Source organism: Novosphingobium panipatense (assembly GCF_900182875.1).
Classification (GTDB): domain Bacteria; phylum Pseudomonadota; class Alphaproteobacteria; order Sphingomonadales; family Sphingomonadaceae; genus Novosphingobium; species Novosphingobium panipatense.
Window position 1 is genome coordinate 1 of sequence record NZ_FXUI01000027.1, and the last position, 14,707, is coordinate 14,707.

Consider the following 14,707-nt stretch of genomic DNA (forward strand, 5'->3'; position numbering starts at 1 on the left):
GCAAGGGGGAGGGCGGGGGGCTTCTTGCCTGGCGCTCGCCGAGGGCTTCGAAACCGCGCGGGCCTTCACCCTCATTCAAGGAGCTCCCTGCTGGGCGAGCTTGGGTGCACGGCGTCTCGATCAGATCCTGCTGCCGCAAGGTCTGACATCCTTGATCCTCGCCGTCGACAATGACGCTGAAGGTGAACTGGCGGCGGCACGCGCGGCGTTGCGATATGCTCGGCCCGGTCTTGAGATAACGCGGATGGCGCCGCGCGGCGTCAAAGACTGGGCGGAGGTATTGGAGGCGTCTATGGGATCATTGCGATGAAGGAGGCCCGCAGGACGCCTATCCGCTCCATCGCCGTGGACCGCGACGTGCGGTTCCTGCTGCATTTCACCCAAGCTGCGAATCTCACTGGGATCGTGAAGCATGGCTTATGGCCGCGCCGCGATCTGGCAGCAGCCGATCATTTGGCATATGCCAGCGATTACGGCCGATTGGATGGAAACGAAGACGCCGTCTCTGTTTCGATTTCGCGTGTGAACGGGCCGATGTTCGCGGCAAAGCGACGCAAAAGTGGTCATGTCGACTGGATCGTGCTTGTCCTTTCCGCAACCATCTTGTGGACGCATGATTACCGATTCTGCTGGCGCAACGCGGCAAGGAACGAGGTCAAGAACCATAGGGGCTATTGCGGAGGCCCGTGGGCATTTGCGCAGATGTTCGCTGGCGGCGAAGAGGAGAGGCGAGATCTCGCACCTCATTTTTCCACCGACCCTGAAGCCGAAGTGCAAGTCCTTCAGCCGATCGAAGCCGACCACATTCATGGTGCCATCGTCGGTCAACCGGGACTGGCGGAACCCGTGAGAGCTATTCGGAACGGGCTGTCCGGCCGACTGCGGCAGGTTGAATTTCAGGATTTCGGTCTGGTCTGAGGATAGAAGCGACTGCGGCGGTGGTCGATCGCATCCTCGCTACTGCTCCGATTCGAAGTTGCGGTTTTCGCGGCAATGCCAGAGGCGCAGCATGAAGATCGTTCCGGCCGCGATCTCGTAGCGCATCTCGTAATTGCCGACGATGATCCGGCGGATCTCGCGCGGTTCATAGGCTTCCAGCTTCTCGCCGATCCTTGGATAATCGAGCAGCCGATCCGGTGCGTGGGCGAGTTGCTGGACCACGCGCGCCGCCGCTTCGGGTGCGACAGGGCCCAGATGCTCGTGCAGACGCACAAGGTCCGACGACGCCTTGCTGGTCCACTGGATCTTCATTTGACCGGCGAGGGTAGCGGCTTGTCCGTCCCAAGGCTGTCGGCCCATGCCGTGATCGCCTGGTGGTCGATCACCCGTCCGGCATCGACATCCTCCAGGGCTTCGAGCGTCATCCGGTGACGCTCCTCCTCCTGATCGACCCAGGCGGCGAGCGCTTGCTTCACCACCCAGCCGCGCGAGCGTTCGAGTCGCGAGGCCATTGCTTCAACCTTTTCCGCGAGCCCCAGGGGGACATGCGCGGTCAATACCTTCGTCTCGGTCGCCATGTTTATCACCTGTTATCAGTCCGATTAAAATATAATCATACTGACGAGAAAACGCAAGTTGGGGAGCCGCGGAGTCGAGAACCGGGCAAAGGCGCTGGAGGCCGCGCTCCGCTATTTGCCGTCCTTCAAGGCGTCCTTGACCCGCTGCCGCATTTCCGCAGCCTCCGCCACGTCATGCGGCCTTAGATCGAAGCCGTCGGGCAATTGCTAGCCGCGGCGATATTCGCTGGCGCGCATCGAATGGGACGAGGACAGGTGCCGCTGCAGGTTGCGTACACAAAGCGCCGAAAGAGTGTCGGAGCCGCGCGTTCCGCGCTCGAACAGCCAGTCCAGGGCGGCTTGATCTGAAGGTCGCTCGGCTGTCTCAGGCCAGGGAGCATTCCGAGTGAAGGTCCTCGCCGACGACAGATCGGGCGATCGCCGCCAGATGGGGGTGATGGGTGAAGAACAGCACCTGCGTCGATCGCGCGAGTTCCGCCAGCACCCTGAAACCTGCCTCGGAACGCTCATCGTCGAAATTGACGAACAAGTCGTCCGCGAGGAAGGGCAGGCGAACACCGGCCGCGATGGATTGCTCGACAGCTGCGAGGCGAAGCGCGAGAAAGAGCTGGTCCGTGGTTCCCTCGCTCATCGCCCCGACGTCCACCACGGTCCTGCCGTCGTCGCGTAACCCCAGGAGCCGTGAATTGGGTCCGTCGCTGTCGATCCGCAGCGCCGCATATCGCCCGATCGTCAGCCGGCGGAAGATCTCGCTTGCGCGCAGAAGCATGGGATCCTGATGGCGCTCGCGATATTGTTCAATCGCCCAGCGTAGCGTGACGGCTTCGGCTCGCTTCAGGATAAAATCTTCGGCAAGAACAGCGAGCTCGGCCCGGGCCTGCTCGGCATCCGAGGCTGCGTCGGCGGACGAGCCGCTTTGCGCCTCCAGACCGGCAAAGACTCTCCTGGCATCGCCGTGGGCGCTTGCCGCAGTGGCAACCTCATCGTTGAGCTGGGTCAGTTGCCCCGAGAGCGACTGGATTCGGACGGCCAGACCGTCAGCATCGACGTCTTCCAGGGACCCGACAAGCTCATCCAGTCCCTTGCCGTCGCCCGCCGCGACGATCGCGGCTTCTGCTTCGCTGACCGCGTGGCGCAGGGCGCGCGCTGCCCGCGAACACTCGATGGCCGCACCCAGGCCCTGCAGGTCGGTAGCGCCCGTCTCCTCCAGAAGCGTGGTCAGCGACGCCCAGGCCGCAGCATGCCGTGCGTCTTCGGCCGCCATCTCGGCGCTTCGGCCGGCAATGCTTTCCTCGAGTGCCTCCAGGACGCTTGCGGTCGAGCGCGCCGCCGAGAGCCGGGCCCGCATCCCTTCGAGCAGCGTCACTCCGCCGCCCGAGGCGGCTATCCCCAGACTTGCGGTTAAGGCCGCGACGCTTTCGTCATGTTCATGCGCGTCCCTCGCTATGCCGTCGATGCGTGTCTGCAGGTCTCGCTGCGCGGCAATCGCGGCTCTGAGCTCGTCCAGGACATCGAGCGCTGCCGGAGCGCTGGCTATGTCGAGATCGATGTCCGCTTCGACCAGCAGCACGCGCCAGGCCTCCATCCGCGTTGTCATACTCTCATCGACGCGCTTGCGGCGGCGCTGCAGGCCTTCCGCATCTTGCCCGATTTGTGCGAGTGCGGCCTCGTCGAGTCTGTGCTGCTCGGCGGCCGCCTCGCCGGCTTGCCGAATCCGTGTGGCGAAGGCCAGCAGCGGTAGGAGGTCTTCTCCCTTGGGCACGGACTCGTCTGCGAGGGCGGCGACCAGGCCGGCCCGCAATTCATTGCGCCGCGCAACGATCGCGCTGGCATCGTCGTGGGCATCGATTGCCTCCCGATGTGCTGCCTCGGCCGTTTCCCGCTCGGACATCCAACCGAGGAACCGGTTGGGCTCCAACGCCGGATAGCCCGCCTCCGCCAACTTTCGTGCCCAGCCCGTCAGCACGCTTTCGCGACGATCGCTTGCCGCCTGCGCGCGCGTGTCCGCCTGGTCAGCGGCCAGAAGGAGCCTGGTCCGGCGTTGACCCATGACCGTCAGACGGCTCGACTCGTCGGCGGCGGCGTAGCGGGCATCTCCGCGTTCATCTGCTCGAGCGACTGCCGTCTCATAAGCATCGACAGCTTCATCAGGGGAGGGGAGGGCCATGCCTTGCCGCATGTGCGCGCGCAGCGGTCGCCAGAACGCGTCGCGCTCGCTTCGAACGGCGGTGATCTCCTCGTCAGCTACCGCAGCGCCCGACGAGAGCTGCTCCATTTCGAGGGAGAGCGCCTCGGCCTCTTCGCGGGCGCGCGAAGCGGCGTCTCTTGCCCGCTGCAGATCGGTCTCGGCTTCGGAAAGGACGGATCGCACGTCTTCGATTTCGTGCCGTGCCAGTCTGGGAAGCGCGGCCAGGGCCGATGCGTCCCCGCTCCAGGGCGCGAGCCGAGCGAGCGCCACGTCCAGGCTGGCCGCGGCCCGGTCGGCTTTGCGTTGCGCCAGTTCGCAGCGCGCGTCCGCATCGGCCCCGAGGGTCCTGGCAAGGTCGATCGCCGTTACGATCGCGGTCAGATTTCCTGTTTGGGGGCGATCCGCAATCTTCCTCTCGATCGCGACACGCCTTTCAGCCAGGTCCTGCTCACTCTCTTCGATCTGCCGGAGCGCGGCGAGATCCTCGGCATGGCCGAGCGCGATTTCGCGCAGTCTGGAACTTACGATCCGTGTGGGGGGATCGGAGGCGAGCGCGCCGGCTTCGGCGCGGAGCCGGGCGACAAGACCTCCCGATGCGGATCGCTCCTCGCTCAGACGCGCTAAGTCCTGTTGACCCTTTGTCACCGCGCCCGACGAAGCGATCAGCGCGTCGATTTCGGCGTCGTGGGCGAGGACCGACGGATCAGGAGAAAGCGCATCGATCTGTGCCCGGGCTTCGTTCACCAGATTCTGAGCGGCGGCCCTTGCACGCGAAGCGGCCTCCATCTCGGCCATTGCCGCTTCGGCGGCGTGTTCGCGCTGCGGCCCGATATCAATCGTATCCATGTGGGCGGCAAGCGCCGCGAGATGGTCGCTGCGAAGACGGACGGCAGGCGCAATCCGGCGGATGCGCTCGAGGCGGCTGACCTCGGCAAGCACTGCGTCGCGCCGCCGCTGAACCTCTTCGAGCATCTGCTGGGCGTCCGCGACCGCGCCTTTGGCATCGAGCCAAGCCTTCGGCTTGAGGGCCTGGTCTCGGACTGCCCGGGTCTGCGCTTCGAAATCGCGTTGGGCCTGCGTGAAGCTCCGCCTCGCCGCGGCGCGTTGTCCCCAGATCGCATCGGCTTCGCTCTCGAGGCGAGCCAATTCGTCCGCAACACCCGTGAGCCCGGAGCCTGCGGCAAAGAGGGCTCGGCCCAGGTCGTTGCGGGCCTCGACCATGGCCCGCCCGCCCGCTCGCAGGCCATCCTGGTCGAGGCTGAAGGAGAGTGCGAATGTCTCGCGCGTCTGCCCCCGCAGCATGGCGAGCAGCATAGCTTCGTCGAGGAGACGATCCTCGGCATCGATCAGTGTCCCGGCCGTCCCCTTCTTGCGGCGACAAGCGAAGCTGTGCCCCTCGTCCTCGAGCACGGCCCCCACGCGCAGCAGGGCGTAGTCGTAGACGAAGTTGTAGGGAGACCGTGCCGGGAAACCGAACAACAGATCGGAGACCGCCGCAAGCGAGGTGGACTTTCCCGCTTCGTTGGCGCCGTACACCACGTGAAGATCGGGGTCGCCCTGGCGAAAGGAAAGCTCGCAATCCTCGAAACGACCATAACGCTCGAGTGACAGGGTGGCGAACCGCATCGCTCAGTCCCCCTTCGTCAAACGCGAGCGGAGCGCCTGGGCGGCGGTTCCGATGACCGCGTCCCACTTGCCGTCGCCGGCATAGCGGCGAAGGTCCGCTTCATCGGCATCGGGGAGCAGGCTCTGCGCCGCGAGCAGGAAGGGCGAAAGGTCCGCGGCCAGCAGCTCGTGCAGTTGAGGATCGGTAGCGGCTCGGTCGATCAAGGCAGCGAGATCGTCGCCGACAATCACCTCACTGGCGGTGGCGGGCTTCGTCACGAGCAGCTTCACTTTCTCGATGAAGAGATTGGGCGAGATCGAAGCGGCCACGGCGCGCGCGACGTCGCGCAGGTCCGCGGCGCTGTCGATGAGCGCGCCGGCGCTGTCGGTCTCGCCCGTCAGCACAAGCCGTGTGACGAGGGGCAATCCATCGCCGCCGCGCTGCCACGCTTCAAGAAGCGCGGAGCGCATGCGTTCCGCAATGCTGTCGGCCGGCACGTCGCTACAGTCGACATCGACCGCGAGCCAGCGGATCACATCCAGATTCAATCGATCGATGGAGGAAACCTGACCATCCTCCACGGTGACGATCACCGCGCCCTTGGGGCCCGTCTCGCGGATCGTGCGGCCCTGGATGTTGCCCGGGAAGACGACATGGGGCGCCTCGCACACGATCTCGTGTTGATGGACATGGCCGAGCGCCCAGTAATCGTATTGCTTGGCCTTGAGATCATCCAGGCTGCAGGGAGCATAATCGGCGTGGCCCTTCCGGCCTGCCAGCGCGGTGTGCAGCATCCCGATATTGAAGTGATGCTCTGCAGCGGCGGGATAGGACGGAACGAGATTGTCGGTGACAGCCGGTGTCGAGAAGCTCTGTCCGTGGACAGCGACCTGAAGCTCGGCAAGCAGATGGGTTTCCGGCCGCCGCGCGCTGAACAGGCGGACATTGGGCGGCCAGGGAATGCTGCGGGTGATGACGGAGGCGGCATCATGGTTGCCGGCGAGAAGGAAGACCGGGATTTCGGCCCGATCCAGGCGGCCCATGGCGCGGGCGAAATAGAGGCCGGTGCTCATGTCCTTCCACTCACCGTCGAAGAGGTCGCCAGCGATCACGACGAAATCGACATCTTCGTCGATGGCGCGTTGTACCAGATTGTCGAAAGCCGCGCGGGTGGCTCCTCTTATGTCGTCCTCGGGCAGACCTTCATATCTCGACAGGCCATGGAGCGGGCTGTCGAGATGAATGTCGGCGGCATGCAGGAAACGAAAATCGCTCAAAACTCTTCCCCCCTCGAAAGCGGCGATATTCTCTGGGTCACCGCGATCCTCCGTTTGTGTAGTGCCCCATGGGAGAACACCCCCAACATGGCCGCAGAGCTATTGGCCATGCGTTCCGCACAGTCGCATGTATTGTAATCAGGGTTCCTCCGCCAGTTTCCCGACTCTTGCGAGGAAGAAACGCTCCCCCTCATAGCTCAAGTGATTTCATCTCGGCTGGCCGGTGCCTGTCGCCACCGACACTCCGGGATAATCCCAATTGCACGACGATGCGTGGATGGCGGATTCAGGAGATGTCATGACCCGCATCACGATTATCGATGGGCATCCCGACCCAAACGGGACCCGGTACGTTCATGCGCTTGCGGATGCCTATGCGGCGGGCGGCGAGGCGGCAGGCCATGAAGTGCGCCGGATCGAGATTGCAGAACTTGATTTCCCTATCTTGCGATCGGCCGGGGAGTGGCGGGACAATGCGCCCGCCGCCGCCATTCACAAGGCCCAGACAGACATTCGCTGGGCGAATCATGTGGTCATCCTTTACCCACTATGGCTCGGAGACGTTCCTGCCCTCCTCAAGGGTTTTCTCGAACAGGTCATGCGCCCCGGTTTTGCGATCGAGGAGGGTTCGGTCGGAGCGGCGGCCAAGCTTCTCACCGGTCGATCCGCGCGGATCATCGTGACGATGGGAATGCCCGCGCCCATCTATCGGCTCTTCTTCCGCGCCCATAGCCTCAAGAGCCTCGATCGCAACCTTCTGCGGTTCGTCGGAATTCACCCGGTGCGCTACTCGATTATCGGGAGCGTGGAAGGGCGCGCGTCGTCCGGGGAAAAATGGCTCCGAGCCGTCGCCCGGCTTGGGAACGCTGCTCGCTAGCATTGTCGGGTGAGCAGTGTGGTCAAGGCCTGGGTTCGCGTACCATCAGTACATCGGTATTCACCGCCGACAGCAACGCCTCGGCCTGACTGCCGATCGTCGCATGGGCAAAGCCGCTGCGGCCATGGGTGCCGAGGACCAGAAGGTGCGACTTCGTGCGTTCAAACTGGCGCATGATGACGCTGCCTGTCTCCCCTTCATCGACAATGGCTTCGATGCGGGAAGCCAATGACGCGAGTTCCTTCTGGGCAAGGAACGCCTCCATGCCCTCCTGGGCTTCGGTTCGCACATATTCCTTTACATCATCCGATTTCAGCCAGGCTTCGTACGGGACATGGAAGGCATGGACGACGGTGATGTCAGCTGCGGGAAAGAGCTGCGCGGCAGACAGAAGAGCCGCGCGTGAACAGTCTGAAAAATCGGTCGCGACGACGATCTGTTCATAAGGTCCCGTCGCGCGGCGCCGCACGACCAGAACCGGGGCTTGCGCATTGCGGACAATATGGTCGACAGCCGTGCCCAGCAAATAATCGCCGATGCTGTTGTAGCGCGCGACGCCGGTCACGATCAGATCGCTGCCGCGTTCCGCCGCTATTTGCGCCAGCATCTTGGGGGCAGACCCGGACCGCACGATCAGATTGGCGTCCTGCGCCGTGAGCGGCAATTCCGCACGCAGGCGCTCGACCGTCTCGGGCCCAGACGGTGCGCCTTGCCGCTCCAGGACGTGCGCTATCGTCAGTTTGCCGCCATGATCGCGTGCGATCTGCACTGCCCGGTCAAGCGGCCGATCACATCGTGCGGAGAAGTCGCTCGCCAACAACGTTTCGAAAGTCGCGGTCATGGTCTTTCCTTGAAGGCATATGAGAGATTGTGCGCGGACAGCTTTGGGTGAGACACCCGCCAATACCATAAGATAATCTACCTGCTCGGCGACAGTCTGCGCGATCAGGCACTGGGCCACAGCATTTTTCCCGCGTGACCACGCGCGGCCGCGCATCCGATCCAAAGGGAAGGGGGTGTGAAGGGCTGAGCTACCAGAAGGGTAGCCGCTCTGGAGACCCCTAAATGACCAACCTTTCTGATGCCGCGACGGCGGCTGAACGCCGCGCGACCACCCTCCTTGTCGAACGGCTCCGGTCCGTTGATCGCATTACCCGCGCGGATCTCAATGCCGCGATGGTCGCCGGATTTGGCGGCACCGATGCCGATGGCCTATGGACGCAGCGCGACAGTTTCGAGATTTTGGAGCATGCGCTCGCCCACCACCTCCAGTTCGGTCCCTATCCGCTGCGCTCACTCGCCGATGTCGGTGCGGCCTGCGACCTGCTCGACCGGCTGCCCACCCAGACGGTGCGCAGCGAGGAGCAGATCGAATGGCAGCAATTTTCGACACCCGTTGATCTCGCCGCGCTTGCTGTCGTCCTGGCGGCTATCGAGCCCGGAGATGTCATTCTGGAGCCGAGTGCCGGTAATGGACTTCTCATCGCCCATTGCCGGGATCATGCCGGTCTCCAGCTCAACGAATATGCCGCGCCGCGCCGCGCGCGCCTGAGACATGCCTTTCCCGATGCGGTGATCACCGGCCATGACGGGGCGACGATCAATTCCACGCTCGCAGACGCGCCGCGCCCCAGCATCGTCCTGATGAACCCGCCTTTCTCGCGCTCCGTGGGTCTCGGCGCCGACAGTCATGCCGCCGTCCGCCATCTCCAGGCGGCCCTGCGACGCTTGCAACCCGGTGGCAGGCTCGTTGCGGTCATGCCCGATTGGTTCGGCCCCAATGCACGCATGCGCGATCTTTTCGAGACAACGCTGCGTGATGTCAGCGTCCGGACGTCGGTCCGGCTCGAGAAATGCTATCTGAAGCACGGGACGTCAATCGCGGTCCGGCTCTTCGTCATCGACAAGGTCGGGGGCGGCGCCGTTCAGGCGACCATCCAGCGCGGATCGATCCGCGAATTGCTGGGAGCCCTGACCGTTCCCGAACGCAGCGCGATCACGACCGCGTTACCGCCGACGCCAAAGCGCTCCTCCAGCCTGTCCCTGTTCCGTGCGGTCAAGAGCACGCGGGCGGCGCCGAGGCCTTATCATGCGCCGGTTCGCAACAATATCCTGCCTGTCGGCTACACCGCGCTCGATGCGCCCGCGCCCTTGCTCGATCAGGTCGGCGTCTATCTGCCCTACAGGCCCAGTCGGATCGTGTTCGAAGCGGCCGGCGAGCATCCGACCGCGCTCGTGGAATCGGTGGCGATGGGATCGATCGCCGCGCCAATCCCCGACTATGTGCCTCACCTCCCGGAACGCACCGTTTCCGAGCGCCTGCTTTCCGCCTCGCAGCTCGAAACAGTTGTCTATGCGGGTCACGCCTGGTCCCAGTTTCTGCCCGGCCGGTTCACGCCGAGCAAGGAAGGTGTTGGTCTCGACGAAGCCGAAGGCGGCCGAGTCTATCGCAAGGGTTACTTCCTGGGAGACGGCACCGGTGCGGGAAAGGGGCGTCAGGTCGCGGCCTGCATTCTCGACAATTGGCTGCAGGGCCGGCGCCGCAACATCTGGGTCTCGAAGAACGAAACGCTGCTTGAGGATGCCCGGCGCGACTGGACCGCGCTCGGTGGCCTCGCGGCCGACATCCAGCCCCTTTCCAACTGGAAGATCGACCAGCCAATCGCGCTCGAGCAGGGCGTCCTGTTCGTCACCTATCCCACACTTCGCTCGGCGCGCGGCGATCACAGTCGCCTCAAGCAGATCATCGATTGGGCCGGCGACGATTTCGAAGGCGTTATCGGCTACGATGAAGCGCACGAGATGGGCGGCGTCGCGGGCGGCGAGGGGGCTCTCGGCCCGAAGGAGGGCTCGCAACAAGGCATTTGCGGGGTTCTCCTTCAGAACAACCTCCCCGGAGCCCGTGTGCTCTACGCTTCGGCGACCGGCGCATCGGACGTCAACAACCTGGCCTATGCTGTCAGGCTCGGCCTCTGGGGCCCGGAAACCGCCTTCACCAATCGCGAGCAGTTTATCACCGGTATTCGCAAGGGCGGGATCGCGGCGATGGAGCTCGTGGCGCGCGACCTCAAGGCGCTAGGTCTCTATACTGCCCGTGCGCTGAGCTTCGTGGGTGTCGAGTATGAGATCCTGCGGCACGAACTGACGCCCGACCAGATCGCCATCTATGACAGCTATGCCGATGCCTGGGCGATCATTCATCGCAATATGGAACGCGCCCTTGAGTTGACATCGGTGGTCGACGGGTTGGCGAATGCGACGCTCAACAGTGGGGCCAAGGCCTCGGCGCGCTCGCGCTTCGAGTCCACGAAACAGCGATTCTTCGGTCAGCTGCTCCTTTCGATGAAGCTCCCGACGGTTATCGCTGCCATTCGCGCGCATGTCTCCGATGGCCAGTCCGTGGTGCTCCAGCTGGTGACGACGGCGGAATCCATTCTCAACCGGCGCCTTGGCGATCTCAATCCCGAGGAGCGCGCGGATCTCGAAATCGATCTCTCGCCGCGAGAATACATCTTATCTGGATCTCCGGATAAGACGTATTCTTTGCAGTCGAGATTTATGTCGAGTGGTTCGCGCGCGGGCGCAGGTTTCCGTGATGAAGACATCGTTTCTACTCCAGATAATTAAGGTTGTGGGCGATGTCGGAGGCGAGAGACCTCCGGAGCTATGCTCGTTTCCGAACGTCGTTGAGCATCATGATCAGCGGGTCAGCCGGAGGCCTGAACCGGCCTGGCTTGATCGCTGGCGAGCCGTGTGCGGCGAGGATGTGCAGCTTTTCTTCCGGATCGGCGCGCAGGTAGGCTTCAGTGCTCTGGATGCTGGCATGGCCGAGCCAGAGCGCTACTTTGCGAATGTCGCCGGTCGCAGCGAGCGTGTGCATTGCGCAGGAATGCCGTAGCACATGAGGCGTGGCCCGCTTGCGCAGCAGCGACGGCTGCTTCTTTGCCGCCGTGGCGACATGCAAGGCCAGCCTGAACGCAAATCCATCGCGCGTCATTGGCTCGCCTTTGGCGTTGAGGAATATCTCCGCCGCCTGACATGGCGGCCTGACGGCGAGCCAAGCCCGCAATGCTGCCTGCGTCTCGCGCCACAGGGGCAAGACGCGCTCGCGTCTGCCCTTGCCGATAATGTGAACCGTCGCGAGCGAGCGTTCTGGAAAGTCTTGTATCTGCAGCGACAGCAACTCGGCGACCCGCAGGCCACCGGCATAGGCAAGGTGCAGCATCGCCCGATCTCGAGTGCCCAGGCGGGACCGAGGATCAGGTGCGTCGAGCACCGCAGTAATCTCATCTCGTGTCAGATAGTCGATGAGGGTCGTGTCGGTCCGCTTTGTCGGCACGGCACGAACACGCAGCGCCAGGTCGAGGCATGCTGGGACGCGATACTCGACGTAACGGAAGAACGCCCGGATCGCCGCGAGCCGGGCATTGCGAGTTCTGGGGCTGTTCTTGCGCGCATCTTCCGTATGGTCGAGGAACGCCATGATCAGCTCGGGATCGAAATCCTCGATCGTGAGGTCAGTTGGCCTTCGCCTGAGCCGATCGGCTGCGAACCGGACCAAAAGCGCGAAGCAGTTCGCATAGGTCGTCACCGTATGCGGGCTGACATTACGCTCGCGGGGAAGATGATCCCGCAGGAACGCGGCGAGATGGGGAGCGAGCGCGGTCATGCTGCACCTCCCAGGAAAAGCTGCTCACCCGCGACAGCGATGTCGCGAAGCAGCACCGGCGTGGCTTCGAGATACCAGTATGTGTTGGCCACGTCCGTGTGGCCCAGATAGGAGCTGAGCGCTGCCATATGATGTCGGATCGCTTCCCAATCGCGAGGACAGGACTCCAGCGACCGAACGGCGAACGTGTGCCGTAGGTCATGGACGCGCATGCCGGGATCTCCGGGCGGGCCACGAAAACCCAACTCGCGCGCTAATCTGACGAACATTATATAGGCGCGCGTTGTGCTGGGGGCGTGCCCTCGGATGTGAACGAACAGATCATTGCCGTGGGCGCCGAGCTTCCGCCGAACAGCGAGATAAGCCTCCAACGCCTTGCGCGTTGATGGCTGGATCGGCAGGAGGCGTTGCTTACCGAACTTCCCGTTGCGGATGATCAGGCCGTCGGCGGTGAAATCCTCGCGCTGCAATGCGAGCGCTTCGGAAAGTCGTAACCCGGTTGTTGCGAGCAGCCCGAACAAATAGTGGTAGGTGTGTGGGCTAATCTTGCCCTTGGGCGGAAGATCAAGGGCGGCCTGCATGATCGCCTGAACTTGCTCGGGCTCGATGATGTGAGGCGTCGGGCGACGTCGCTTCCCTCTCCCGAATACGCCAGCTGGGGGCACCCGATGCTGCCGATCCTCAGCATGAGCATAAAGACAGAAGCGACGTAGATGGTCGAACCTGTCCCTGGCCACGTTCTGGGAACTCGCCGACCGGCACCAATCGTAGAGCCGCTCGACTGTGACGTGCCGGTCGCCGAAACCACGAGCATAGGCGGCGAAGAGTCGGAGCAATTGCTCCTGCACCTCAAACTTGCGGCCGAAGCTGCGATGCAGCGCGACATACCGCTCGATCTGGGCGTTCATCATGCCCTGTCTCCGGGCCAATCTTGGGCAACCTTGAGCAGCATCGGAACGTCGACCTTGGCGTAGATGGCCGTCGTCGCTGGGGACCGATGGCGCAGGATCGTGCCGACCGACTCAAGGCCGGCGCCGGCGCGCAGCATCCGTGTGGCCAGCGAATGGCGGAAGGCGTGGGCGCCCGTCGGCACGCCTTCGATGGCGCCCCGATCCAAGACACGCGCGACGATGCCGGCGATCTCAGCCGACGAACTGAACGGCCGAAAAGGAGCTTGCACCCGAACGAACAACACCTCCTCGGCGATCGGAGGGCGGGACCGCTCGATATAATCGAGGATCGCGTCCCCGGCATCCTGTGGCAATGGCAGGCGGTCGGGCCGTCTGCTCTTGCCGCTCACCCGAAGATATCCGTCGTTCCAATCGATATCGGTCAAGCGCAACTGGCAGATATCGCCAGCCCGCAATCCGAGTCTGGCGAGTAGCAGGATGATAGCCTTGTCGCGGATCTCCACCGCGGTATCGGCCTGGCAGGACGCAATGATCTTCTCGATCGTTGCATCATCCATGTAGCGTGGCAGGGTGCCGAGACGATAGCGCCTGATCGGTGGAAAGGCGTGTTGGAGCGCCGGCTCGCACTCCCCCCGCGAGACGAGAAAACGCACATAGCTCCGCATGATGCTAGTGATGGTCGAAGCGGAACCCGGCGCCTGAGCGATGCGATGACCGACGATCCGCCTGATGATGCCCGCGTTCAGCTCCGAGGGCTTGGTCAGCTCCGGCAGCCAGTGCTTCACCTCGCCGCAATAGCGCCGGATCGTCTCGGCCGAGCTGCCGCAATGCGCCTTCAGCCACGTCTTGTAGGGGGCCAGAGCATCATCCTGGTGATCCCAGCGGTCGACTTGCGAGAGAATGTTCCGATCGCGAAGAAACCCAAGGAAGCGCCGGGCTCCCTTGCTACGGCGTAGCGGCCCGAAATGACCGACCAGCGTCCCGCGCTTGCGGTAGACCGGACAACGACAGCTGTGGCCGGCATATAGGGCAACATGATCGTCGGTGACATCCTGCCACCGCAGACGAGAAAAGCGGACCCATGCGGCAAAGTGCGCCGCTTCCGAACGGTAGCTCTTGATGACCGCGGCGCTGTAGTGCTCCTGTACCAGGAATACCGCATAGTCCGCCAACAGCGTGTCCAGGCGGTCCACGTCGTCGGGCACGTCGATAACGCCCTGGTCCTCCAGGAAACGGACGAAACGCCGGACTTTACTGGTGAAGCCTGGTCGGTCAGGCTTGTGCAGGGGAAAGCCCTGACAGCGACACCGATGCTTCTCGAAACGTCGGACGACAGCGTCATCGACGGTCGATACCGCGATGCCCTGTTGTTCGATCCAGAACAGGAAATGGCGAGCGGCAGCTTTGTAAAGCGCTGCTGATCCTGCCGCACTCCCCAGAAGAGAAGAGTGGAAGGCGGTGGATAGAGCTTCTGAGGTGGGAGCGTCTCCCGTCCAGGGCTTGGGCCGTCCGTACGAAACGACCGTCTTTGGCAACGTCATAGATCCTCCAGCTTGTTGGTGCTGGGGGCACTTTAATTATCTGGAGTAGAAACGATGTCTTCATCACGGAAACCTGCGCCCGCGCGCGAACCACTCGACATAAATCTCGACTGCAAAGAAT

The 14,707-nt window shown here is 63.5% G+C and carries 11 protein-coding genes and 1 pseudogene; 4 read left to right on the plus strand and 8 right to left on the minus strand.

Features of this window, described 5'->3' with window-relative positions:
- Positions 1-310 (plus strand): toprim domain-containing protein (locus QOL62_RS18910; protein WP_283407222.1); only part of this gene is annotated, 310 nt, incomplete at its 5' end.
- A gap of 35 nt (positions 311-345) precedes the next feature.
- A complete protein-coding gene (locus tag QOL62_RS18915; RefSeq protein WP_283407223.1) occupies positions 346-918 on the plus strand; it encodes a DarT ssDNA thymidine ADP-ribosyltransferase family protein in 573 nt (190 codons plus the stop codon).
- Positions 919-957: 39 nt separating this feature from the next.
- On the opposite strand, the gene QOL62_RS18920 is transcribed toward QOL62_RS18915, so the two are convergent.
- The 4 genes from QOL62_RS18920 to QOL62_RS18935 all read right to left on the minus strand — a co-directional run bounded on the left by QOL62_RS18920 (position 958) and on the right by QOL62_RS18935 (position 6,588).
- Positions 958-1,299, minus strand: a complete 342-nt coding sequence (locus QOL62_RS18920) for a type II toxin-antitoxin system RelE/ParE family toxin (protein ID WP_283407224.1) — start codon at positions 1,297-1,299, stop codon at positions 958-960.
- Positions 1,248-1,517, minus strand: coding sequence for a CopG family ribbon-helix-helix protein (locus QOL62_RS18925; protein WP_020819389.1), 270 nt, complete (start codon positions 1,515-1,517; stop codon positions 1,248-1,250). The genes QOL62_RS18920 and QOL62_RS18925 overlap by 52 nt, the downstream gene beginning before the upstream one ends.
- Before the next feature lie 364 nt (positions 1,518-1,881).
- The gene (locus tag QOL62_RS18930) at positions 1,882-5,331 is read right to left on the minus strand and encodes an ATP-binding protein (protein WP_089220674.1); all 3,450 of its coding nucleotides are present in this window, start codon (positions 5,329-5,331) and stop codon (positions 1,882-1,884) included.
- A 3-nt stretch (positions 5,332-5,334) separates the two neighbouring features.
- Entirely contained in the window at positions 5,335-6,588 is a 1,254-nt protein-coding gene (locus QOL62_RS18935) for a metallophosphoesterase family protein (RefSeq protein ID WP_179220879.1), read from the minus strand.
- Between the two features lie 298 nt (positions 6,589-6,886).
- Between QOL62_RS18935 and QOL62_RS18940 the strand changes: the two genes are divergently transcribed.
- Entirely contained in the window at positions 6,887-7,465 is a 579-nt protein-coding gene (locus tag QOL62_RS18940; protein WP_089220679.1) for an NAD(P)H-dependent oxidoreductase, read from the plus strand.
- A 22-nt stretch (positions 7,466-7,487) separates the two neighbouring features.
- Here QOL62_RS18940 and QOL62_RS18945 read toward each other — a convergent pair whose 3' ends face one another.
- Positions 7,488-8,306, minus strand: coding sequence for a universal stress protein (locus QOL62_RS18945; RefSeq protein ID WP_179220878.1), 819 nt, complete (start codon positions 8,304-8,306; stop codon positions 7,488-7,490).
- Positions 8,307-8,530: 224 nt separating this feature from the next.
- Here QOL62_RS18945 and QOL62_RS18950 point away from each other — a divergent pair.
- Positions 8,531-10,981: pseudogene (locus tag QOL62_RS18950) on the plus strand (strawberry notch-like NTP hydrolase domain-containing protein); the annotation flags it as partial.
- A 148-nt stretch (positions 10,982-11,129) separates the two neighbouring features.
- Here QOL62_RS18950 and QOL62_RS18955 read toward each other — a convergent pair.
- From QOL62_RS18955 to QOL62_RS18965, 3 genes are read right to left on the minus strand one after another with little or no spacing between them, the layout of a single operon-like run.
- Positions 11,130-12,134 (minus strand): tyrosine-type recombinase/integrase, encoded by a 1,005-nt coding sequence (locus QOL62_RS18955; protein ID WP_283407094.1) that lies wholly within the window; start codon positions 12,132-12,134, stop codon positions 11,130-11,132.
- Positions 12,131-13,045 (minus strand): tyrosine-type recombinase/integrase, encoded by a 915-nt coding sequence (locus QOL62_RS18960; RefSeq protein WP_283407095.1) that lies wholly within the window; start codon positions 13,043-13,045, stop codon positions 12,131-12,133. The genes QOL62_RS18955 and QOL62_RS18960 overlap by 4 nt, the downstream gene beginning before the upstream one ends.
- Positions 13,042-14,586: a tyrosine-type recombinase/integrase gene (locus QOL62_RS18965; protein WP_283407096.1), complete on the minus strand. Its 1,545-nt coding sequence runs from the start codon at positions 14,584-14,586 to the stop codon at positions 13,042-13,044. The genes QOL62_RS18960 and QOL62_RS18965 overlap by 4 nt, the downstream gene beginning before the upstream one ends.
- Between the last annotated feature and the right edge of the window lie 121 nt (positions 14,587-14,707).